Source organism: Streptomyces sp. NPDC054961, from assembly GCF_053609145.1.
This window is the reverse complement of sequence record NZ_JBSGWY010000015.1, coordinates 59,683-82,065: the sequence shown is the minus strand read 5'-3', so window position 1 is coordinate 82,065 and position 22,383 is coordinate 59,683. Positions and strand designations below refer to the sequence as shown.

General features: G+C 73.3%; 17 protein-coding genes and 1 pseudogene. 9 read left to right on the top strand and 9 right to left on the bottom strand.

What is annotated here, in order from left to right:
- Positions 1-30 precede the first annotated feature (30 nt).
- From ACWF9Z_RS16180 to ACWF9Z_RS16170, 3 genes are all read right to left on the bottom strand, one after another.
- Positions 31-2,133 (bottom strand): MDR family MFS transporter, encoded by a 2,103-nt coding sequence (locus ACWF9Z_RS16180; RefSeq protein WP_453602593.1) that lies wholly within the window; start codon positions 2,131-2,133, stop codon positions 31-33.
- 39 nt (positions 2,134-2,172) lie between these two features.
- Positions 2,173-3,528, bottom strand: a complete 1,356-nt coding sequence (locus ACWF9Z_RS16175) for a 6-phospho-beta-glucosidase (protein ID WP_453602591.1) — start codon at positions 3,526-3,528, stop codon at positions 2,173-2,175.
- A gap of 88 nt (positions 3,529-3,616) precedes the next feature.
- On the bottom strand, positions 3,617-4,648 hold the full coding sequence (locus ACWF9Z_RS16170; protein WP_453602589.1) for an MmyB family transcriptional regulator: 1,032 nt from the start codon (positions 4,646-4,648) through the stop codon (positions 3,617-3,619).
- 185 nt (positions 4,649-4,833) lie between these two features.
- Here ACWF9Z_RS16170 and ACWF9Z_RS16165 point away from each other — a divergent pair, with 185 nt between their 5' ends.
- From ACWF9Z_RS16165 to ACWF9Z_RS16155, 3 genes are all read left to right on the top strand, one after another.
- Positions 4,834-5,502, top strand: a complete 669-nt coding sequence (locus ACWF9Z_RS16165) for a helix-turn-helix domain-containing protein (protein WP_453602587.1) — start codon at positions 4,834-4,836, stop codon at positions 5,500-5,502.
- Positions 5,503-5,566: 64 nt separating this feature from the next.
- Positions 5,567-6,124, top strand: coding sequence for a toxin-antitoxin system, toxin component (locus tag ACWF9Z_RS16160; protein ID WP_356655814.1), 558 nt, complete (start codon positions 5,567-5,569; stop codon positions 6,122-6,124).
- Positions 6,121-7,299 carry an MAB_1171c family putative transporter gene (locus tag ACWF9Z_RS16155; RefSeq protein WP_453602585.1) on the top strand — a complete coding sequence of 393 codons (1,179 nt, stop codon included), beginning with the start codon at positions 6,121-6,123 and terminating at the stop codon, positions 7,297-7,299. The genes ACWF9Z_RS16160 and ACWF9Z_RS16155 overlap by 4 nt, the downstream gene beginning before the upstream one ends.
- 34 nt (positions 7,300-7,333) lie before the next feature.
- Here ACWF9Z_RS16155 and ACWF9Z_RS16150 read toward each other — a convergent pair whose 3' ends face one another.
- From ACWF9Z_RS16150 to ACWF9Z_RS16135, 4 genes are all read right to left on the bottom strand, one after another.
- Positions 7,334-8,110: a bestrophin-like domain gene (locus ACWF9Z_RS16150; protein WP_453602584.1), complete on the bottom strand. Its 777-nt coding sequence runs from the start codon at positions 8,108-8,110 to the stop codon at positions 7,334-7,336.
- Positions 8,111-8,148: 38 nt separating this feature from the next.
- Entirely contained in the window at positions 8,149-8,718 is a 570-nt protein-coding gene (locus ACWF9Z_RS16145) for a hypothetical protein (protein ID WP_453602583.1), read from the bottom strand.
- A 229-nt stretch (positions 8,719-8,947) separates the two neighbouring features.
- A complete protein-coding gene (metG, locus tag ACWF9Z_RS16140) occupies positions 8,948-10,663 on the bottom strand; it encodes a methionine--tRNA ligase (protein ID WP_453602581.1) in 1,716 nt (571 codons plus the stop codon).
- A gap of 199 nt (positions 10,664-10,862) precedes the next feature.
- Entirely contained in the window at positions 10,863-11,780 is a 918-nt protein-coding gene (locus tag ACWF9Z_RS16135; RefSeq protein WP_453602579.1) for a hypothetical protein, read from the bottom strand.
- Positions 11,781-12,358: 578 nt separating this feature from the next.
- Here ACWF9Z_RS16135 and ACWF9Z_RS16130 point away from each other — a divergent pair.
- On the top strand, positions 12,359-12,964 hold the full coding sequence (locus tag ACWF9Z_RS16130) for a sigma factor-like helix-turn-helix DNA-binding protein (protein ID WP_453602577.1): 606 nt from the start codon (positions 12,359-12,361) through the stop codon (positions 12,962-12,964).
- An 827-nt stretch (positions 12,965-13,791) separates the two neighbouring features.
- Positions 13,792-14,490, top strand: a pseudogene (locus ACWF9Z_RS16125) (IclR family transcriptional regulator domain-containing protein); the annotation flags it as partial.
- 396 nt (positions 14,491-14,886) lie between these two features.
- Here the strand turns inward: ACWF9Z_RS16125 and ACWF9Z_RS16120 are convergent.
- A complete protein-coding gene (locus ACWF9Z_RS16120) occupies positions 14,887-16,548 on the bottom strand; it encodes a serine/threonine-protein kinase (protein ID WP_453602576.1) in 1,662 nt (553 codons plus the stop codon).
- Positions 16,549-16,730: 182 nt separating this feature from the next.
- On the opposite strand from ACWF9Z_RS16120, the gene ACWF9Z_RS16115 reads away from it, so the two are divergent.
- The 4 genes from ACWF9Z_RS16115 (at position 16,731) to ACWF9Z_RS16100 (ending at position 21,524) form a co-directional block, all read left to right on the top strand.
- The gene (locus ACWF9Z_RS16115; protein WP_453602707.1) at positions 16,731-17,288 is read left to right on the top strand and encodes a TetR/AcrR family transcriptional regulator; all 558 of its coding nucleotides are present in this window, start codon (positions 16,731-16,733) and stop codon (positions 17,286-17,288) included.
- A 512-nt stretch (positions 17,289-17,800) separates the two neighbouring features.
- Positions 17,801-18,967, top strand: a complete 1,167-nt coding sequence (locus tag ACWF9Z_RS16110) for an agmatine deiminase family protein (protein ID WP_453602574.1) — start codon at positions 17,801-17,803, stop codon at positions 18,965-18,967.
- Between the two features lie 50 nt (positions 18,968-19,017).
- A complete protein-coding gene (locus tag ACWF9Z_RS16105; RefSeq protein ID WP_453602572.1) occupies positions 19,018-19,764 on the top strand; it encodes an urease subunit gamma in 747 nt (248 codons plus the stop codon).
- An 80-nt stretch (positions 19,765-19,844) separates the two neighbouring features.
- Positions 19,845-21,524 (top strand): urease subunit alpha, encoded by a 1,680-nt coding sequence (locus tag ACWF9Z_RS16100; protein WP_453602705.1) that lies wholly within the window; start codon positions 19,845-19,847, stop codon positions 21,522-21,524.
- Positions 21,525-21,599: 75 nt separating this feature from the next.
- Here ACWF9Z_RS16100 and ACWF9Z_RS16095 read toward each other — a convergent pair whose 3' ends face one another.
- Positions 21,600-22,172 carry a TetR/AcrR family transcriptional regulator gene (locus ACWF9Z_RS16095; RefSeq protein WP_453602570.1) on the bottom strand — a complete coding sequence of 191 codons (573 nt, stop codon included), beginning with the start codon at positions 22,170-22,172 and terminating at the stop codon, positions 21,600-21,602.
- Positions 22,173-22,383: the final 211 nt, after the last annotated feature.

The following is a 22,383-nucleotide window of genomic DNA, read 5'->3' as shown; positions in this document are numbered from 1 at the left end:
GGAAGTTCCCGAGTGCCCGATCCGCCGCCCCTACGGCCGCCCCGCCATCGCCCGCGGCGCGAAGTTCCCGTCGCGCAGGTCCTCCGCCAGCAGCCGCTTGGCGATCGCGTCCGCGGCCGCCCGCAGTTCGGCGCTGCGCGGGCGGCCGCGGTCCTTCTCCAGCTGGTCGCCCAGCCACTGCGCCCACGCGCCCGAGATGACTCCCGCCTCGCGCTCCCCCGCCGGGGTGTGCGTGTAGAAACCGTTCTGCCGCGTCAGGTAGCCCTCCTCCACCATCCGCTCGAACACCGGCAGCAGGACCTCGGGGGGCAGGTGCCGCCGCGTCGCCATGAAGGCGAGGCTCGCGTGGCCGACCGTGCGGGTCATCAGGTCCACCTGCATCACCGCCCACGCGCCGGCCATGTCCAGCCGGGTGTCCGACGCCGTGACGATCCCGCGCGCGGTCTCCGCGCCCATGCTCCGCACCAGTTTGCCGACCGCCAGTTCCAGCAGCTTGGCCGAGTCCCCGGACGCCGTGGCCGGCGAGCCGAAGCCGTCGCCCATGTCCGTGGAGGCGGCGCGGGCGCTGTCGCGCAGTTTCACCTGTTTGAGGAACAGCGCGACGACGAAGCCCACCAGCGCCACCGGCACGGTCCACAGGAACACCGTCTGCAGGGTTTCCGCGTACGCGTGGATGACCGGTTCGGCCGCCACCGGATCGAGTCCGTGCACGCCCTGCGGGCTCATCGCCGCCTTGCCGAGCTGCTGCGGGTCCTGCCCCGTGAGGCGCGCCGCCTCCGCGACCGCCTTCGTCAGCGCGGGCTGCAGGGTGTTGGCGTAGATCGTGCCGAAGACGGCGGTACCGAAAGCGCTGCCGAGCGTGCGGAAGAACGTGACGCCCGAGGTCGCGGTGCCGAGGTCGGCGTAGTCCACGGTGTTCTGCACGGCGATGGTCAGCACCTGCATGCACAGGCCGATGCCGACGCCGAGGACGAACATGTAGAGCGACTCCAGCCAGGCGCTCGTCCCCGGGCCCATCCGCGACAGCAGATAGAGACCGAGCCCCATCACGGCGCAGCCCACGATCGGGAAGATCCGGTAGTGGCCGGTCTTGCTCGTGACGGTGCCGCTGAAGATCGAGGCGATGAGCAGGCCGACGACCAGCGGCAGCGTCCGTACGCCCGAGACCATGGCCGAATCCCCGTCCACGTACTGCAGGTACGTCGGCAGGAAGGTCATCGCGCCGAGCATCGCGAACCCGACGACGAAGCTGAGGACCGAGCACACCGAGAAGACGGGGTTGCGGAACAGACGCATCGGCAGCATCGGTTCGACGGCCCGGGTCTCGACCACGCAGAAGAGCGCCAGGGCCAGCGCGCCGCCGGCGAACAGTCCGATGATGAGCGGCGAACTCCAGGCGTACTCGTTGCCGCCCAGGCTCGTGGCCAGGATCAGGGCGCCGGCGCCGGCCGCGACCAGCGCGATGCCCAGGTAGTCGATGACGGGCTTCCCCGCGGCCCGTACGGACGGGATGGTCCGCGCGGCCGCGATGACCACCACCACGGCGATCGGGACGTTGACGTAGAAGGCCCAGCGCCAGGTCAGATGGTCCGTGAAGAATCCGCCGAGCAGGGGGCCGATCACCGTGGCGACGCCGAAGACGGCGCCGATCGCGCCTTGGTACTTGCCGCGTTCGCGCAGCGGGACCACGTCGGCGATGAGTGCCATCGAGGTGACCATGAGGCCGCCGGCGCCGATGCCCTGCAGGCCCCGCCAGATGATGAGCAGGGTCATGTTGCTCGCCAGGCCGCACAGGAAGGAACCGGTGATGAAGATGACGGCGGAGACCTGGAAGACCAGTTTCCGGCCGAAGAGGTCGCCGAACTTGCCGACGAGCACCGTCGCGACCGTCTCCGTGAGGAGGTAGGAGGTCACGACCCAGGACATGTGGTCCCCGCCGCCGAGGTCCGCCACGATCGTGGGCAGGGCCGTGCCCACGATCGTCTGGTCGAGCGCCGCCAGCAGCACGCCCAGCATGATCGTGGCGAAGATGACGTTGCGCCTACGCCGGTCGAGGACGGGCGGCGCCGTGGCGGGTACGGCGGTGGCTGTGGTCACATCTCGCACTCTCACAGCGCACCCGGCCGGCCGCATGCGGCGCTGGGCCGTCCGGGTGCGCCCGCGGCCGCGGCGTCAGCGCAGGTAGCCCAGCCCCGGGTGCTCGGCCGCGTAGCCGTCCAGCAGCCGCCTCGCCACCCCGACCGAGTCCACGAGCGGGTGCAGCGCGAAGGCCTTGACCGCGGCCGCCCGCGATCCGCCGGCCGCGGCCGCCAGGACCTCCCGCTCGACGGCCTTGACCGAGGTCACCAGGCCGACCGCGTGCAGCGGCAGCGGGTCGACCGCCACCGGGTGGGCCCCGTTGGCGTCGACCAGGCACGGGACCTCGATGACGGCCTCCGCGTCGAGCACCGCGAGCGTGCCGCGGTTGCGGACGTTGAGGATCAGGGTGGCGCGCTCGTCCCGGGCGATCGCCCGCATGAGCGCGAGGGCGACCTTCTCGTACCCTCCCGATTCCAGGTCGCTCTCGTCGCGCTCGCCTACTCCGGCGACCTCGCGGTTCTCGGCCATGTACGTGGCCTCGCGCTCGGCCCGGGTCCGGTCCCAGGCGCTCAGGGCCGCGCCGGCGCCCAGGCCCGGCCGGGCGGCCTCGGCGTAGAACCCGCGCTGCTGGTCGCGCAGGAACGCCCCGCGCGTCCGCTCGGCCTGCTGGTACGCCCGTACCGTGTCACGGTTGAAGTAGTAGTAGTGCAGGTACTCGTTCGGGATCGCCCCCAGCGAGCGCAGCCACTCGGCCCCGAACAGCCGTCCCTCCTCGAAGGATTCCAGCGCCTCGGTGTCCGCCAGCAGGCGCGGCAGCTCGTCGCGCCCGCCGATCCGCAGCCCGCGCACCCAGCCCAGATGGTTGAGGCCGACGTAGTCGATCCAGGCGTCCTGTGGCCGCGCGCCGAGCAGCCGCGCGATCCGCCGCCCGAGGCCGACGGGCGAGTCGCAGATCCCGATGACCCGCTCCCCGAGCTCCTCGGCCATGGCCTCGGTCACCACTCCGGCCGGGTTGGTGAAGTTGATGACCCACGCCTCGGGAGCGGTACGGGCGATCCTGCGCGCGAGCTCGCGCGCCACCGGGACCGTCCGCAGGCCGTACGCGATCCCGCCCGCCCCCACCGTCTCCTGGCCCAGGACCCCTTCGGCCAGGGCGATCCGCTCGTCCGCGGCGCGCCCCTCGAGTCCGCCGACGCGGATGGCCGAGAAGACGAAGTCGGCTCCGCGCAGGGCCTCGTCGAGGTCGGTGGTGGCCGTGACGCGAGGGGCGTCCGTGACGCCGGCGGCGGCCGCCTGGTCCGCGAGCACCCGCGCCATGGCACCGAGCCGGGCGGCGTCCTCGTCGTACAGGGTCACGTGCGCCACCCTGCCTTCGGCGTGGTCGCCCAGCAGGGCTCCGTAGACGAGCGGTACCCGGAAGCCGCCCCCGCCGAGGATCGTCAGCCGCACGCCCTTACCGCCCTTCGCAGTGCCACGATTCGTGACACCAGTGTCACCCGCCGGGCCGGTCCACCGGCGACGGCAGGGCCCTGGCCCGTCAGTCCCGGGGCGACGGCACGGCCCGCAGCCGCGGCGCGTGGTGCGGCAGCGGCTCCGGGCCGCCGCGGACCGGGCCGGCCGGCGGTCCCAGCGGCGCCGAGAGGACCAGGGTCATCCGGGTCAGTCCCATCCCGTCGAGCATCCGGCTGGATTCGGCCACCAGGCGGCAGCGCACCAGACCCCAGCTCGGGTCGGGGTGGCGCACCGAGCGCACGGCGCCGTCCTGCTCGGCGGCCTCGGCCCCGTACGTGCTCAGCCAGTGCGGCACCCCGTACCGGTAGGCGGCCTCCATGAACGGGTCGCGGGCCACCTCCTGGCGGATGCTGCGCAGGCCCTCGTCCTCGGGGGACGCGGCCAGCGCGGTGGAGAACCGGGCCAGCAGCGGTACGCACCAGGACGGTTCGTGGTCTTCCAGCACGGCCGCGGCGTCCGGGTGGAACAGCACGAAGCGCAGGAAGTTGTCGTCCGGCAGGGCCGTCGGGTGCGGTCGCACGGACTGGAAGAGCCGGTCGAAGGCCGAGTTGGTCAGGGCCACGTCCCAGCGGTGGTCCACGAGGAAACTCGGGTAGGGGACGGCCTCCATGAGGGCCGCGTAGTCACAGAGGTAGTCGCGCTGGGCCGGGTCGTCGGGCAGCCGGCTGTCCTCGGCGCCCCGCCAGGTGGGCGGCGGGTCGCGGTCGACCATGACCCGGAAGAGCCAGAAGCACTGCCGCTCGCCCATCTCCAGGGCCTCGGCCAGGGCGAGCAGCTTGCGGTCGGTCCACTCCTTGACCAGGCCGCGTTCCCAGTTCCCGTACGCCCGCACGCTGATGCGCAGCCGTGCGGCCATGTCCTCCTGGCTCAGCCCGAGTTCCTCGCGGCGCTGGCGCAAAATCTCCTTGCGTCGCTCCGACCGCACGGCGCCGCGTGCGGACTCCTCGCCTGACAGGCGCTCCCCACCGACGTGGGCGAGTCCTTCGGACGGGCCCACCGCTGCGAGATGTGGCACCGAGAGCTCCCCCTCTAAAAAAAATACGGTCTGGATCTTCATTTCCGTGTGGCGATCCTGCTACCGACTTCATTCGAGTGTCAACTATTGTGGCAATTCCAGCCTCTTGACAGCTCATTCCCGCCACAGCTGTGGCAAGTTCTAGCCCTGCGCACAGAGACCGGATAGATTCCAGGAGCCTGCCACGTGCCCGCACCCCGACCTCGCGCGATCTAGGAGAACCACTGGTGACAGACGGCTTCCCGGCTCCCGTCGCGGTGGCCAACGCGCTCCTGGCGGCCACCGTCACGCGCGTCGCCGAGCTCGCCGGCAAGATGGGCCGCGACCTGAACCAGGTATTCGACCTGCGCCGCCTCTCCGAGGCCTCCGGCGTTCCCGCCGACGTGGTGCGGAGCCTGCTGGACGGCCGGCCGGCCGGCGAACCCGATCTCCAGACCCGTTTCCTCCAGCGCCTCGACCTGCTGCGGCGCACCCGCGTCAAGCCCAACGGGCGCCGCTACACGCAGCAGGAGATCGCGGACGGCGCCGCCATGTCGCGCCAGCAGGCCGGAGCCCTGATCAACGGCGACCGCCGGCCGACCATGGAGCACTGTGACGCGATCCAGCGCTTCTTCGGAGTGCACGCCGGATTCCTCACCGCCCACGACACCGACGCCCTCACGGACGCGCTCCAGCGGACCGAGCAACAGCTGCTCCAGGACTTCGCGGGCCGCGCGCGGGAAACCGCACCGGCCGCGGCCGCTTCGGCAGGCGATCCGCTGGCAAGACTTCTGCAGAACCACGGAGTACGGGGCATCGCCTGGCGGGCCGCCCAACTGCCCAGCGACAAGCACCGGGACAAGGTGACCGAATGGCTGGACATGCTCCTCGAAAGCGTCAAACCGAACGAATCCTGACCCAGTCGAAAGTCTGGGTCTGATCCTTGAGTCCTGATCCGGATCCGCGCCGACGGGGAGAACGGTGAGCATAGGCAGAGAGCAGCGGCGGTTGTGCGGGGAGCTGGTGGCCGGCATCACGCTGACCGCGCCCGTGGAGCCCGTAGACCTCTACGCCGCCCTCTGCGAGGGCATGAGCAAACACCGCGGCCGCCGGGTGGAGTTCCGGATGGCCTCGTTCCCGCCGGGGACGGCCAGCGGTCTGTGGCTCGACATGGCGGACCGCGATCTGGTGGTCATCGAGGAACGCACCGCACCCGACCATCAGCTGGTGATCCTCGGTCACGAGCTGTGGCACATGAAGGCCGGTCACTGCAGCCACCACGTCGACGGCGCCGCCGTCGCCGCCCGGCTGCTGTCGGACGAGGCCGACATCGGCGAGACCGTACGACGCGTCGCCGCGCGCACGCGCGCCGACGTCCAGGAGGAGACCGAAGCGGAAACGTTCGGTTTACTGCTGGGCAGCAGGTGCCGCACCTGGCTGGCCGGATCGGCCAGCCACCGGGCACCGGCACAGCGTGATCAGCTGGCGGGCCGCATCGAGGCCTCGCTCGGATACCGGGGGCACAGGAACGACCGTTGAACGGCCAGGACTACTACATACCGGCAGCGGCGATGGCGGTTGCCCTCGCCTTCAAACTGCCGGCGCTACGGCACAACTGGCGCGACCCGCTGCTGCGATCGGTCTGCGCCCTGCTGACCCTGGCCGGAGCGGTGTTCACCTTCGCCGCCCCGCCCACCATCGAGGCGGTCAACCGCTGGACGGGCGTCCCCAACTTCTCCGCCCCGCTCGTCTACTGCCTGATCACCGCCTTCAGCGCCGCCTGCCTCGTACTGATCGTCAACTGGCGCGGCGGACATCCGGAGCAGACCCGGCGCGTCTCGCGCCGCTGGATCCTCGGCTACGCCGTCGTGATCGTGCTGCTCACGCTGCTGTTCGCCCTCGGCGAGGCCCCCGAGGAGCGGCTGCGGGACTTCGACACGTACTACGCCAACACCCCGTTCATGCGGGAACTGATCGCGCTCTACCTGCTGGCGCACAACGTGGCCGCCTTCGTGATGGTCGCGATGTGCTGGCGCTGGTCCCTCCAGGTCCGCGGCTGGCTCCGCGTCGGCCTGATGATCATCGTCGTGGGGTACCTCTTCAACCTCAGCTACGACGCCACCAAGATGACCGCCGTCGGCGCCCGCTGGGCCGGCCACGACCTGGACTGGCTCAGCACCTCGGTCGCCCCGCCCGTCGCCTCGCTCGGCGCGCTCGTGAGCGCGGTCGGCTTCGTGCTCCCGCTCGTGTGCCAGCGCCTCACGGACAGCCTGGGCAACTGGGCCACCTACCGGCGCCTCGGCACGCTCTGGCACGAGGTGCGGACCGCCGGGCCCGAGGGCGCGCCCGGCGTGCGGATGGCCTGGTGGTCCGCCGCGGAACTGCGGATGATCCAGCGCGAGTCCGACATCCACGACGGTTTCCTGCACCTCGGCCCGTACTTCGACCAGGGCCACCGCGACGAGGCCCTCGCACGGGCCCTCGCCGCCGGCGCCGACGAGGAGACGGCGCGCGCCGTGGCCGACGCGGCCATGGTCGCCGCCGCCGTACGGGCCCGTTCCGCCGACCCCGAGGGGCGGGTCATCGGGGCCAGCGAGGAGGGGGCTCCGCAGGCCGCCGACGGGCCGCGCGACCTCGTACGGATCTCCCACGCCCTGCGGAACTCGCCGGTGGTCGCCGAGTTCCGCCGCCAGGCCTCCCTGGCGGCGCTCTGAACCGGCCGGATCCGTCGAGCCGTCGAGCCGCTGATCAGCGGCCGACGGCCAGGGACAGGGCCGGGAACAGGTCCTCGAACGGCGCCGCGGAATCGATGCCCTCCCGGCCGAAGGGCGCGTCGAAGCTCCACACCATGAACAGCAGGAACACGATCAGCGTGCTGAACAGCCCCGCCAGCAGGAGTTCCCGGCCCGAACGCCGGATCTGCAGGGCGAAGATCAGCCCGACCGTGACCAGCCCGCCCACCACCAGCCCCAGCCACACCACGCCGGGCAGCGTCGACGCGTCGCTCTGCGTCCGCTCGTGGCGGGCGTCGTCGGCGGCCGCGATGTGGTCCAGCAGCGGCTGGTAGGCCTGCGCCTGGAGCTCGTTGCCCGGGCTCTGGTGGGTGACGTCCCCGCGCAGCTTGCCGAGCAGCTCACCGCCCTCCGTGGACGCGCCCTCCCCGGAGACCAGCCGCGGCCAGTCCACGCTGACGGTGTGCGCGACGTACGCGTTCACCTCGCCCCGGATCCGGTCGCGGACGGGGGCCGGATAGACATCGGCCCGCTGCGTGACCTCGTACAGCGACTGGGCCTCGCGGCGCACGCTGTCCTCGGCGGCGCCGCGCGCCTCCCAGACGCCCGCGATGGCCAGGCCGAGGACGATCGCGTAGACCACTCCGACCATCATCACCATGTACTCGATGACGTCGGGGGTCTCGCTGGTGTCCTCGTCGACGGCGACCCGGCGGTGCCGGAGCGCGGTGAAGGCGAAGACGACGGCGCAGACGAGCGCCAAGGCGATGGCCAGGACCAGCCATTCGGACACGAGGGTTCTCCGTAGGTTGAGGTGAACGGACTGAACGTTCAGCCGCGGCTCTTGGAACGCGGCCGCAGGGCGACGGCCGACAGCACCGCCGGGGTGGTCACGACGACCATGAGCATCAGGGTGGACATGCCGTCCGGGCCGCGCCGCGCCAGTGCCGACGAGTGGTACGGGCGCACGTGGAAGCGGCTCACGGGCCCGGCCACGGCTGCGCCCCGGACCGGAGCCGCCGCTTCGGCCACGGGCGTCGGAGCCGCCGCGGGCTCCTGCGCCGCGGCCACCGGCGGCTGCGCCACCCCGGCCACGGCCTCCGCCACGGCCTCCGCCACGGGCCCCGGAGCGGACCGCGCCGCCGGACCCGGCCGCGGGAGCGGACCCTGCCCGGGGTGCCGCACGGTCGGGTGCGCCGCGCCGGGCACGGTCCCCCGCCCCGGCGGCACGGCCCGTACGAAGGGCGACGCCGCGGTCGGCCCGGGCTCCGAGCCGGCCGGGACGCACAGGTCGACCCGGGCACCCCGTCCGTGGCCGTCTCCGGCGACCTCCACGTGACCGTGCAGCGGACAGAGCGCCGCCACCAGGCCGGCCCCGGCGAAGTACTGCCAAGCGGTCACCGCGCGTTCTCCCGATTCCGCAGCAGGGATGAGGGTTACGCCTGAAGAAACGATCAACGCCCGGCTTCGACACGCCACGGACAGGTCAAGATCCCCGCGCGGAGGCACGCCGCGCACCGAGCGCGCCGACTGGCCGCGGGAATCCGCCGGCCGTCGGACGCGCCGCAGGGGCGCGACCCCGGAAGGTCGCGCCCCTGCGTCAGTTCGCCGTACGGACGGCTCGGAAGGCTCAGGCCTCCGGCGTACCGCCGAAGCGCTCGCGGTACGAGTCCAGGTCCTCTTCGGTGATCTTCGCGAAGAGCACCGGCGGCACGGTGAACGGCGTACCGGCCGGCACCGCGTCGAGGGAGGCGGCCTGCTCCGGGCTGATCCACGTCGCCGTGTCGTCGGCGAGCGTGAAGGCGGAGCGCATGGCGCGCGCCGAGGCCGGGATGAAGGGCTCGGAGACCACCGAGTAGAGGTGGATGAGGTTCATCGCGGTGCGCAGGGTGAGGGCCGCACCCTCGGGGTCGGTCTTGATCTCCAGCCAGGGGGCCTTCTCCTCCAGGTAGGAGTTTCCGGCCGACCACAGGGCGCGCAGCGCGGCGGCGGCCTTGCGGTACTGGAGGGTGTCCATGTGGCCCTCGTACTCGGCCAGCAGCTCGGCGATCTGCGTGCCCAGCTTGGCCTCGGCCTCTCCGGCCGCGTTGCCGGCGGGGACGTCGTCGCCGAAGCGCTTGCGCGAGAAGGAGAGCACGCGGTTGACGAAGTTGCCGAGGGTGTCGGCGAGGTCCTTGTTCACCGTGGAGGTGAAGTGCTCCCACGTGAAGGAGGAGTCGTCGGACTCGGGCGCGTTGGCGATGAGGAAGTAGCGCCAGTAGTCGGCCGGCAGGATCTCGAGGGCCTGGTCGGTGAAGACTCCGCGCTTCTGCGAGGTCGAGAACTTGCCGCCGTAGTACGTCAGCCAGTTGAAGGCCTTGACGTAGTCGACCATCTTCCAGGGTTCGCGCACGCCGAGTTCGGTGGCGGGGAACATCACCGTGTGGAACGGGACGTTGTCCTTGGCCATGAACTCGGTGTAGCGGACGTCCTCCGCCTCGTACCACCACGACTTCCAGTCGCGGTTGGCCGGGTCGGCGTCCGACCACTCCTTGGTGGCGGCGATGTACTCGATCGGGGCGTCGAACCAGACGTAGAAGACCTTGCCCTCGGCGGCCAGCTCGGGCCACGTGTCGGCGGGGACGGGGACGCCCCAGTCGAGGTCACGCGTGATGGCGCGGTCGTGCAGGCCCTCGGTCAGCCACTTGCGGGCGATGGAGGAAGCCAACTGCGGCCACTCCTCCTCGTGTTCCGCGACCCAGGCCTCGACCTCGACCTGCAGCTTGGACTGCAGGAGGAAGAGGTGCTTGGTCTCGCGGACCTCCAGCTCGGTGGAGCCGGAGATGGCCGAGCGGGGCTCGATCAGGTCCGTGGGGTCCAGGACGCGGGTGCAGTTCTCGCACTGGTCGCCGCGGGCCTTGTCGTAGCCGCAGTGCGGGCAGGTGCCCTCGACGTAGCGGTCCGGCAGGAAGCGGCCGTCGACCGGCGAGTAGACCTGCCGGATCGCGCGCTCCTCGATGAAGCCGTTCTCCTGGAGGCGCCGCGCGAAGTGCTGCGTGATCTCGGCGTTCTGGGCGGAGGAGCTGCGGCCGAAGTAGTCGAAGGACAGCTCGAAGCCGTCGTAGACCGCCTTCTGGGCGTCGTGTGCCTGCGCGCAGAACTCGGAGACCGAGATGCCGGCCGCCTTGGCGGCGAGCTCCGCGGGGGTGCCGTGCTCGTCGGTGGCGCAGATGTAGAGGACGTCGTGGCCGCGCTGGCGGAGGTACCGGGAGTACACATCCGCCGGAAGCATCGACCCGACCATGTTGCCCAGGTGCTTGATCCCGTTGATGTAGGGAAGCGCGCTGGTGATCAGGTGTCGAGCCATCCTCGGATGCTCCATTTCATCTATGCCGGTACAACGTGACGTGCGGTTCATCGTATCGAACCGCCGAAACGCCACGTGCCGTATTTCTGCGGGGTGGACGGTGCTGGCCGTAACGCAAAAGCGAGGGTGGTGACCTCTGCGTCACGGCCCTCGCGTTGCGGCCATGGTACAGCGGGGGACGGGAGCGCCGGACCGGAGTTCAGTCCCGGCCGCCCGTACCCCCGTCGATCGCGGTGATCGACGCGCCGCCGGCCAGCCTGCCCGTCAGGGAGACCGCGGCGCCCTGCGGTCCGGCCACGGGTACCGCCAGGGCGCGGCCGGCCGCCTCCGCCCGGACGGCGCCGGCCGCGGTGATGCCGGCGACCTCGCGGCTGCCCGCCGCCAGCAGGTACCAGCGGCCGGCCGGCGACCGCCACCGGGTGCCCGCGAGCAGGTGCCGGCCGAAGCGTCCGCACGCGGCGGTCGCGCGGGCCCGCGCCACGTCCTGCGGGGGTCCGGCGGCCGGGCGCAGCTGGACCAGGACGTCGCCGGGCCCGGCCCATCCCGAGGCCCGGGTGCAGGACCAGACGGCGCGGCCGGCGCCGTCGGGGAGTTCGGAGTCGGCGAAGTCCCAGATGTTCACGGCCCGGACCCCGCCGTCCGCGAACTCCCGCAGCCGGCAGGCGGCCGGCGCCCAGGCCGCCCGCGCGACGGGCCCGGTGGCCTCGCGCGGCTGGCGCGCGGCCACCGCGGCCGGGCCGTCGGGCAGCGGGGTGTAGGTCAGGTGGACGGGGGTCAGCGCACCGAGGTCGGCGAGGACGAAGGAGTGCTTCTCGACGATCCGGGTGGAGGAGGTCAGCTCCAGCACGGGCCATGCCGCGCAGGGGCCGCCGCCTTCCGTACGGGGTACCGCGCTCTCCGCGGTGACCCCGTCGGCGGAGACGGCCAGGGGCGCGCCCCCGTCCGTGGTCCGCAGGAGGTCCCGGGTGGCGGCCTTGGCGATCCAGGGCGCGAGCAGGTAGCGCGCCCGGCCCCCGACGTCCCCCGCGTACAGGAGCTGCGGCGCGCGGCCCGGACCGGGCCCGCGGCCCCGCCCAGCATCCGGGCGGCCTCGTCGATGCCGCCCGCGGGGGGCCACAGCCGCAGCCCCCACACGAAGGGCGGGACCGGCGGCCAGCCCAGCGCGGTCGCGGCGACGCGGAGCGGTCCGGCCTGAGCGAGGCTCGCGCGCAGGACCCGTACGCGGACCGCGGCCAGCGGACCGCCCGGGCTGTCGGGACCGGCCGGGGCGCCGGTGGCGCCGCGGCCGCCGCGCGGAAGGGCCCGCTGGACGGCCTTGTGCGCCAGGAGCACCCGGGCGTGGCGGCCCAGGGAGACCGGGAGCGTCACGTAGGCGAGCCGCACGAGTTGGGGGTACTGCTCGACGAGGACGGCCTCGGCCTGCTCCACGGCGGTGATCGCGAATCGCTGTGTTGTGCCCACACTCCGACAAACGAGTGAATCTTGGGATGGTCACACGCCGTGCGCCCCCGGCGGGGGCGTGGAACGCCTGCACGAGGGGGCGGCTCCCGCGTTCGCGCTGGTTGAGCGCCGAGGTGATCGACTTCGTTCACTGATCGGTCATCACCGAACGTAATGCCTCCAGGTTCACTCTCTGCGCCCCCTGGATGCGCCCGCGCTGATTTCCTTGCCCCGCACACGGGATGGGGTGGAGCGGTGAGCGATGGCAGCGGTCCGGAGGAGTCCGGTGGCGGGGCCGTGGGTCTGCCGAGCCGGCGTCGGCGGCCGACGCCCATGAGCCAGTGGGATCCGCACGCGCGCCTGTCCTACTGGGCCTTCCACACCGACCGGCGCCCGTCCTACATGCGGTTCGCGTACCTGCAGCTGGGATCCGACGCGGCGGCCGAGGAAGCGGTCGACGCCGCCTTCGACTCGATCATGGGCGAGTGGCCGCGGATGCTGCACATGGACCGCCTCGACGCCTACGCGTGGACCGTGCTCAAGCAGCGGATCGCCGGCCGCCAGTACCGCCGCAGCCCCTGGCCGGAACCGATGGACACCAGTGCCTTCGAAGCCGCGCTCAAGGAGGCCCACGCGGAAGCCGACCAGTACGGGGTGCTCACCGACGCCATCCGCTTCTACTCCGCCGTGTCCCACCTCGCCGAACGGCAGCGCGACACCGTGCTGTTGCGGTACGGCCTCGAGTGCACCCCCGGCGAGGCGGCCTCCATCATGGGCGTGGACGAGGCCACGGTCCGCTCCCAGCTCGGCCAGGCGCAGCGGCGGCTCGCCGTGCTGCTCGACACGTCCGCCGGGTCATGAGCCGCGACGCGAGTCGCGGCGCCCGGCACGATGACGCCGGACTCCCCCGCTCGCTGGAGGAGTTCCTGACGCGCGCGAGCGTGCGCGACCGCTACCCGCACTACGACCTGGGCGCGGCGGAGGCACGACTGCTGCGCGGCGACGAGGGGCGCGGCTACGGCCCGGACCCCGGCGCGCAGCCGGTCTCCAGGAGGCGCGGGACGTCCGGCGGGCGCCGGGGGCCGGGCTGGTGCGACCCCGCGCGGGACCTGCCGCTGGACGCGGAGCGGGCCAGGCTCGACCTCAAGGCCGCCTGCCTGGCCCGCGTGTGCGCGCCGGGGTCCGGGGAGCGGCTCGTGGCCTTCGAGGGCGACGGCCACGCCGACCTGCCCGGGGCCGTCGTCTTCGGCTGCCTGTTGCACCTGGCCGGGCTGCGCGAAGGGGCCCGCTTCTGGTGGCAGTTCGCCGCCGGCTCCGGATGCTCCCGCACCGCGCACGCGGCGTACTGCCTCTTCCTCGACCACTCCCGGCGCGGCGAACACCACGACGCCCGGTTCTGGGCGCGGGAACTGGGCCGGCGCGGGTTCCGGCCCGGCGGGCCGCGGGACCTGCGGGAGGTGCGGCTGTGCGCGCAAGCGGCCGTACTGCGCCACGTCGAACAGCTCGACGATCCCGACCTGGGCCCGGTGCCCCTGCCCAGACCCGGGGTGTCCCGGGTGCTGGCCGTGTTCCAGCCGCCTGCGCCCGCTCCGGTGCGGCCGCCCGGACCGGGTACGGGCCCGCTGCGCCACCCCGCGCTGACGGCGGCGGCCCGGAAGACCGTCGTACAGCCCGGCGGGGGCGAGGCCCTGACGCTGGCGCGGCGCGCCCTGGCCGTCGTACGGGTCCTGGAGCGGCGGCCGCTCGGGGTACGGGCCGGCCGGCTCGGGCGGGAGGCCGGGCTGGCCGAGGCGGAGCTCCGGCCCCTGCTGTCGATGCTGTGCGAGGAGGGGTACGCGTACCGGCCCGGCGCCGGGGTGTACGCCTGCGGACCCGCGCTCGCCCGGGGCCTCGCGCGCCAGCTCCAGCGCACGCTGGCGCTGGCCAGGGACAGCACGGGCGCGGCCGTGTACCTGAGCCGGTACGCGGAGGGTGAGGTCCGCATCACCCAGATGGCCGACGGGCCCGGCACCCCGCCCGTGCGGGAGTGGGTCGACTTCCGGTACGCCGCGCACGCCAGCGCGGTGGGCAAATGCCTGCTCAGCCAGCTCGGCCACGACGGCCGCGCCGATCACGTGGCCCGGCACCGGCCCGCCCGGCTCACGGACCGGACCATCACCGACAGCCGGGCCCTGTTCACGGCGCTCGACGCCGTGGCCCCGGGCGCGCCCGTCTTCGATCTGCGCGAATACGCCCCGGGGGTGGTCTGCGCGGCGGTGCCCCTCACGCTCGGGGACGCGGCGGGCAGCCTCGCGCTGTCGCTGCCCGGCGCGCACGCGCACCGGCTGCGGCAGGCCACGCAGGCGCTGCGCCGCAAGGCGGTGCCCGTGCTGCTGGCGCTGCTGCTGGCGGGGGCGATCCCGCCGGACGCCGCGGAGGCGGGTGACGTCGCGGAGGCCTCGACGGCGCCCGGGGCGGACGGGACCGCGGGTATCTCCGGGGGCTCGGACGCTCCGGAGGCTCCGGGCGACCCGGCCGCCGTACCGGGCCCGGCGCAGGGGCCGGTCACCCCGGAGACCCTGCGCCATCTGCGCAGGATCTTCCGGACCCCGCTGCCCCGGTCCGCCGAGGAGCCGGACGGCCCGCACCTGGTCAGCGACAGCGCCGCGGAGGCGGCGTACCTCTTCGACGCGCCGCCGGAGGGCGGGGTCGCGCGTCTGGCGCTCCCCCGGACCTTCGCCCCGCTGCTCCCGGGGATCCTGCGGGCGGCCGACGGCCTGGTGGTGCTGCGCACCTGAGCGGCGTCAGGGGGCGACGGTGCCGGGCGCGCCGGGGACGAAGGTGGCGATGGCGGTGTCGAAGTGGGCCTTCGCCCGGTCGAGTTCGCCGACGGGCGCGGAGACCCAGATGTCGTACATCCTGCCGTTCTCGTCCCAGCAGAGGTCGTAGGTGTGCCGTGCCCCCTCGGCGGGGCTGAAGCCGTCCCAGGTGAACTCCCAGAGCGCCGCCGGGAGTTCGTGGTGGCGCGTCGGGACGACCGTGCCGCCCTGGTAGCCGGGGTTGGTCTCCGGTCCGTTCGCGTGGGCTTGCCGCATCACTCCGAGCGGACCGCCGGGCACCGGCATCTTGACCCGGATTCCGATGCGGAACGCGCCGTCCGGGGAGATGTAGAAGACCCTCTGGTCGTCGGTGGCCCGCTGGTACCCCTCGGGTACGGCGACGCCGAAGCCCTGCGGATCGGCGACGGCCCGGTACCCGGCCGGCAGCGCGCTCCCGGCCGTGCCCCCCGCACTCGCGGACGGCGTCGCGGGCGGGCTCGCGAGCTCGGACGCGCCCGGGGTGCGAGGGGCGCCGGCCGCCGCGTCCCGCGCCCGTCCCCCCGTCTCGTCCTCGTCGCCGAGCAGTGAGGCGCCGGCCAGCGCTCCGGACGCGACCAGGACGAGGGCGGCCGCGATCAGCCCGGCACGAAGGCCCGGCCGGGTGGCGACGAGCTGCCGGGCCGTCGGGCGCGGGGCCACGGCGGGAGCGGTCAACCCCTCGGAGCCCGGATGCGGTCCGCGTCGGGAGGCGGCCGCGGAGGCGGCCGTGGCCGCGCGCCCGGCCACGGCTCCGGGGATCCGGTCTGCGGGCGCGAGGCTCCCGCCGGCCAGGTACGCCGACAGCAGGCGTTCGGCCTCGGGCGCCGCCATCCTGCGCTCCGGATCGCGCTCCAGCAGCCCGCGGATGACCGGGAGCAGCGGTCCGGCCTGAGCCGGCGGGCGGATCTCGGCGGAGACGACCGCGTGCAGGATCCCGCCCAGCGAATCGCGGCGGAAGGGCGACTCCCCGGTCAGGGCGGCGCACATCAGGGTGCCGAGCGACCACAGATCGGAGGCCGGACCGGCCTCGGCGCCCTGCATCCGCTCGGGGGCGGTGTACTCGGGCGAGCCGACGAACGCGCCCGTCTCACTGATGGTGGTGGCGCCGCTGAGCCGGGCGATCCCGAAGTCGGTGAGCACCACGCGGCCGGTGTCGGCCTCCATGAGGACGTTGGCCGGTTTGACGTCCCGGTGGAGCACTCCCCTGCCGTGCGCCGCGGTCAGGGCTCCGAGCAGGGCGAGGCCCGTCCTGGCCGCCTCGACGGGGGTGAGGGTCTTGCCGGCGCCGATCAGGTCGGCGAGCGAACCGCCGTCGACCAGTTCCATGACGATGCACGGGCGGCCTTCGTGCTCGACGACGTCGTGGACCACCACGACGTGGGGATGCCGGACGTGCGCCACGGCGCGCGCCTCGCGCAGGGCCCCGGCGGCGACGACGCCCTCGTCACCTTCGCCCAGGTGGAGTTCCTTGACGGCGACCGGGCGCCCCAGGAGCTCGTCGGTCGCCCGCCAGACGGTCCCCATCCCGCCCCGGCCCAGCCGTTCCTCCAGGCGGTAGCGCCCGGCCACCACGACGCTGCCGCGCGACTCGTCCTGTGACACCCGCATCCCCCCTCACCCGGTACAGGCCCATGATGCCGCAGCCGGGCGCGGCTCAGGATCGTGGTGGCCCCGGTCACACCCCCTCGGGGACGGCGTCGGCCTGGCCGAACATTCAGTCAATCCACGGCCCGCCCGGGGCCGGGTGTTGGGTAGGGTGTCGGATCGTGGCCGATCGACGAACAGCAATCATGGAAGGGGCCGCGCGGGTCATCGTCCGGCGCGGCGTCCGAGGCCTGCGCGTGGAGGAGCTCGCCGCGGAGGCGGGCGTGTCCACGGCGTTGATCTACTACCACTTCAAGGACCGCGCGGGGATCCTCCGCGCGACGCTGGAGTTCATCAACGACCGCGCGGGCCGGTACACCACGGAGCGGGATCCCGCCGATCCGCCGCTCGACTCCCGCGGCGAGCTGGAGCAGACGCTGCTCCTGGAGTTCCAGGACAGCCCCGGAGTGCGGGAGAACAGCACAGCCTGGGGAGAGCTGCGCGCCAGTGCGGTGTTCGACCCCGACCTGCGCGAAGACCTGGCGCGGGCGACGCTCGTATGGGTCCAGGAAGTGGGCGAACTGCTCGGCCGCGTACGCCCCCTGGCCGGGGCGGCGGCGCTCGCCGGCACCGCCGAGCGGCTGACGGCCCTGGTGGAGGGCCTGAGCTCGCGGTGGCTCAGCGGCAGCCTGCCCCTGGCGCACGCCCGGGAGCTGATGGTGTCCGCCATCGACGCCGAACTGGACCGCCTCGCCCGGACCTGAGCGGGTCCGGCCGAACCGGCCCGGCCTGGACCCGAACCGGCCCGGACCTGAGCGGGTCCGGCCCGAACCGGCCTGAACCCGGGTCGTCGTCACCCGACCGCCCGAAGCCGAGCCGCCCCCGCCCGAACAGGCTCAGACCTGACCTGACCTGACCTGACCTGGCCCGACCCCGAGCCGCCCGCACCCGGACACGCCCGCCCACGAACAGGCCGAGGCCGCACCCGGGCGTGAGCCCGGCACGGGCACGGCACAGGCGCGGCAACGAGCCCGGCCTGACGCGCCTGCCCGTCCCGCGGGCCGGGCCCCGCCGCCGGGGCCTGCGCCCCAGGACCCGGCCGGCCTCGGCCCGGTCCGCGCCGGCCCCGACGTCCCACCCGATCCCGCGGCCAGCCCCCTCCATCGCCTCGCGCATCCTCCGGGACCCCCGCACCCACACTCTTGACTGAATTTTCAGTCAGTGTCACAGTGAGCCCGTGCCCGACCCCGCACGCCCACCCGATCTGGAGACACGGATGACCGACACCCCCGGACCCGGCCGCTCCCTCGCGAGCCGGCTCTTCGGCTCCTCGCCCTCCCGCCGCCGCGTCCTCGGCGTCGCCGGCCTCGGCGCGGCGGGGGCGGTGCTGGGCTCGGCCGCTTCGGCGGCGCCCCGGCCGCAGGGCGGGGGCCTGCCGCGCTGGTGGGTGGACCGGGACGACCTCCCCCACGCCCGGACCTGGATGTCCTGGCCGTCGCGCTCGTCCATCTGGGGCGGCCGCGCGCTGCGCGGCATCCAGGAGGACATCGCGCTGATCGCGAGGACCGTCGCGCGCTTCGAGCCCGTCGTCCTGTGCGCTCCGGACTCCTACACGGCCGCCACGGCCCGCTCCCTGTGCGGCCCCGAGGTCACCGTCCTCACCTCGATCCCCACCGACGACCTCTGGATGCGCGACATCGCGCCGGTCTTCCGCCGGGACGGCCGCGGCGGGCTCGACGCCATCGGCCTGAACTTCAACGGCTGGGGCGGCAAGCAGACCCACTCCTACGACGCCGAGGTCGCCGAGCTCGTCGCGTACGAAGAACACCTCACCTTCAGCAGGGCGGACTTCGTCGGCGAGGGCGGGGCGATCGAGACCGACGGCGACGGCACCGTGATGGCCACCGAGAGCAGCCTGGTCAACAAGAACCGCAACCGGGGCATGAGCCGCGCCGAGATCGAGGAAGCCGTCCTGCGCGCGTACGGCGCGGACAAGATGATCTGGGTGCCCGGCATCAAGGGCAAGGACATCACCGATGACCACATCGACGTGACCTCGCGCTTCGTCCGCCCGGGTGTCGTGATGGTGCAGGTGCCGCCGGCCGGGCGCGACGACGTCTGGGCGCGCGACGCCCGCGAGCAGCTCTCGATCCTCTCCGGCGCCACGGACGCCCGGGGCCGGAAGCTGACGGTCATCAAGGTCGACGGCCCCGACACCGTGCGCTCGAAGGACGCCCAGTTCGTGGATTCGTACATGAACTTCCACGTGGTCAACGGCGGTGTGGTCACGGCCCAGTTCGGAGACTCGGCGAAGGACGCGGCGGCCCGGCAGGCCCTCGCGGCCGCCTTCCCGGGCCGGACCGTCGTCCAGCTCGACGTCGACCGGCTCATGGCCGGGGGCGGCGGCATCCACTGCTCCACCCAGCACGAACCGCTCCCGTAGACCGACCCGCCGGCCCCACGCCGCCGCGCTCCCTTCACAGATGAGGCCGTATGCGACTGACACCGACCGAGCGGGACCGGCTGCTGATCTTCACGGCGGCCGAGCTGGCCCGTACCCGACGCGCCCGGGGCGTGAGGCTCAACGTGCCCGAGGCGACCGCCCTGATCACCGACACGGTGTGCGAGGCGGCGCGGGACGGCCGGCGGCTGGCCGAGGCGATCGACGCCGGGCGTCACGTACTCGCCGCCGACGACGTACTGCCCGGGGTGCCCGACGTGGTCACCTCGATCCAGGTCGAGGCCGTTTTCGACGACGGTACGCGGCTCTGCGTCATCGACGACCCCTTCCGGCGGCAGGGTTCGCTCGGGGCCGACGCGCCCGGCACCGGGCTGCCCGGTGACGGCGCGGGGTACGGGCCCGTCGAGGGCTCGATACGGCTGCCCGTGCGCAACACCTCGAGCGTGCCCATCAGCGTCACCTCGCACTTCCACTTCTTCGAGGCGAACCCGCGCCTCGCCTTCGACCGCGGCGCCGCCTACGGCGCCCGGCTCGCCGTACCGGCGGGCTCCTCGGTCCGCTTCGACGTCGGCGCCCGCGTCGTGGTGGAGCTGGTACCGATCGGCGGGGCGCGCGTCGCCATCGGCTTCGCGGGCCTGGTCGACGGCCCGCTGGACGCACCCGGCGCCCGCGAGGCCGCCCTGGCGAAGGCCCGCGCCACGGGCTACCTCACCGCGTATCAGGGCCCCGAGGACGAGCAGAGGCACCGGGACGACCAGGACGACCAGGAGCAGTCATGAGCGGCAGCATCTTCGACTCCGCGGGCTGCCACGGCCGCCCCGGCGCCGCCCCGGCGGACAGCACCGATCCGCACGACTACATGGCGGTCCACGGCCCCCGGGCCGGCGACCGGATCCGGCTCGGCGACTCCGGGCTCATCGTCCGGGTCGAGTCCGACGCACAGAAGCCCGGGGACGAGTTCCTGGCCGGTTTCGGCAAGACCGCCCGCGACGGACTGCACCTGAAGGCCGCCGCCGTCCGCGAGACCTGCGACATCGTCATCAGCAACGCCCTGGTCATCGACGCCGTCCTCGGCATCCGCAAGACCAGCATCGGCATCCGTGAAGGCCGCATCCACGCCATCGGCCGGGCCGGCAACCCCGACACCCTCGACGGCGTCGACGTGGTCGTCGGCACCGGTACGACCATCGTCTCCGGCGAGGGGATGATCGTCACCGCCGGCGCCGTCGACACCCATGTCCACCTGTTGTCCCCGCGCATCATGGAGGCGTCGCTGGCGTCCGGGGTCACCACGATCATCGGCCAGGAGTTCGGCCCGGTCTGGGCCGTCGGCGTCAACTCGCCGTGGGCGCTGAAGCACGCCTTCAACGCCTTCGACGCCTGGCCGGTCAACATCGGCTTCCTCGCCCGCGGTTCCTCCTCCCACCCGGCCCCGCTCGTCGAGGCCCTCGCCGAGGGAGGCGCCAGCGGCTTCAAGGTCCACGAGGACATGGGGGCCCACACCCGCGCCCTGGACACCGCCCTGCGCGTGGCCGAGGAGCACGACGTACAAGTCGCCCTGCACACGGACGGCTTGAACGAGTGCCTCTCCGTCGAGGACACCCTGCGCGTCCTGGACGGCCGCACCATCCACGCCTTCCACATCGAGGGCTGCGGCGGCGGACACGTCCCCAACGTCCTGAAGATGGCGGGCGTGCCGAACGTCATCGGCTCCTCCACCAACCCCACCCTGCCCTTCGGCCGGGACGCGGTCGCCGAGCACTACGGCATGATCGTCTCGGCCCACGACCTGAAGGTGGACCTTCCCGGCGACGCCGCCATGGCCCGCGACCGGATCCGCGCCGGAACGATGGGCGCCGAGGACGTGCTGCACGACCTCGGGGTCATCGGCATCACCTCCTCCGACGCCCAGGGCATGGGCCGGGCGGGCGAGACCGTACGCCGCACCTTCGCCATGGCCGCCAAGATGAAGGCCGAGCTCGGCCCGCTGGACGGCGTGGGCTCCTTCGGTACGGCGGCGAGCGGCGACGACAACGAACGCGTGCTGCGCTACATGGCCAAGCTGACCATCAACCCGGCCATCGCCCACGGCCTGGCCCACGAGATCGGCTCCGTCGAGGTCGGCAAGCTCGCGGACCTCGTCCTGTGGTGGCCCCAGTACTTCGGCGCGAAACCACAGTTGGTGCTCAAGGGCGGATTCCCCGCGTACGGGGTCACCGGCGACCCCAACGCCTCCACGGATCGCTGCGAACCGCTGGTCCTCGGGCCCCAGTTCGGCGCGTACGGGGCCACCGCGGCCGACATATCGGTGGCGTTCGTCGCGGAGGCGGCCGTCGCGAACGGCGACCTGATGCCCACCCGGCGGCGGCGCGTCGCGGTCCGCGGGACCCGGGGCATCGGGCCGAAGGACATGCGGCGCAACGCCCGTACCGGCAGCGTCGACGTCCATCCCGGCACGGGGCTGGTCTCGCTCGACGGGGAGCCGCTGGTCTCGGAGCCGGCCGACTCCCTCTCCCTCAACCGCCTCTACTTCCTCTGAGCCGGTGCGAACCGGCGGCGGCCCGGGGACCCTCGGCGGAAGCCCTCGCCGAGCCGGACGGCTCCGGCCGCCCGGTCAGGCGTCCAGCTCGGCGGCGATCGCGTCGGCGAGCAGCCGGCGGGCGTGTTCCAGCGGCAGCGAGCCGCTGAGCCACCGCACGCTGAGGCCTTCGAGGAGGGCCGTCAGCCGCTCGGCCGCGGCCGCGTGCTCGGGGGCCGTGCCGGTGGGCCGGGCCTGGGCGAGGAGGTAGGAGATCTCGTGGACCCAGCTGTGCGTGGCCTTCGCCACGTCCTCGCGCAGGTCGGGATCGAAGACCGCGCTGGCCCTCAACTCCCCCCAGGCGGTGCTGTTCTCACGGACTTCCGGGGTGTCCTGGAGTTCGAGGAGCAGGGCCTGCGTCAGTTCGTCGCGGGGTGTCTCGGGGCCCTCGTGGCCGTCGTCGCGCCCGACGGTGTAGCGCTCGGCGCGGTCGCTGATGAACTCCAGGGTCCGGCGGAGGATCCCCGCGCGGTCGGTGAAGTGGTAGTAGATCAGCGAGGTGGACACGCCCGCTTCGGCGGCCAGCTCTCCCACCCGGAGCCCGCGCACGCCGCGGCGCGCGATGACGCGCGTGGCGGCCCTGAGTATTTCCGTTCGACGGTCTGACACGAGGGGTCACTCTACCGGTCGGCGCCGTCACCTGGGGCTTTTCCTGATCGAAACGTCAGGGCCTCTCCTTCGGCCCTGAATGCGGTGATCATGCCCCATTCCCCAGCTTCCCCCGGCCCCGACGCCCCGGGCACCCGCCCCGGGGCCCCCCCCCCCCCCACCCCAAGAGGCCCCCCACCACAACACAGAGGGGGCAATAAACACACAGACC

What these genes read in the sequence shown, in the direction of transcription:
- ACWF9Z_RS16180 (WP_453602593.1), bottom strand. Translation starts at nt 2,133, where the DNA reads ATGCGGCCGGCCGGGTGCGCTGTGAGAGTGCGAGATGTGACCACAGCC.
- ACWF9Z_RS16170 (WP_453602589.1), bottom strand. Translation starts at nt 4,648, where the DNA reads ATGAAGATCCAGACCGTATTTTTTTTAGAGGGGGAGCTCTCGGTGCCA.
- metG (WP_453602581.1), bottom strand. Translation starts at nt 10,663, where the DNA reads ATGGCTCGACACCTGATCACCAGCGCGCTTCCCTACATCAACGGGATC.
- ACWF9Z_RS16120 (WP_453602576.1), bottom strand. Translation starts at nt 16,548, where the DNA reads ATGCGGGTGTCACAGGACGAGTCGCGCGGCAGCGTCGTGGTGGCCGGG.
- ACWF9Z_RS16115 (WP_453602707.1), top strand. Translation starts at nt 16,731, where the DNA reads ATGGAAGGGGCCGCGCGGGTCATCGTCCGGCGCGGCGTCCGAGGCCTG.
- ACWF9Z_RS16110 (WP_453602574.1), top strand. Translation starts at nt 17,801, where the DNA reads ATGACCGACACCCCCGGACCCGGCCGCTCCCTCGCGAGCCGGCTCTTC.
- ACWF9Z_RS16105 (WP_453602572.1), top strand. Translation starts at nt 19,018, where the DNA reads ATGCGACTGACACCGACCGAGCGGGACCGGCTGCTGATCTTCACGGCG.
- ACWF9Z_RS16100 (WP_453602705.1), top strand. Translation starts at nt 19,845, where the DNA reads ATGGCGGTCCACGGCCCCCGGGCCGGCGACCGGATCCGGCTCGGCGAC.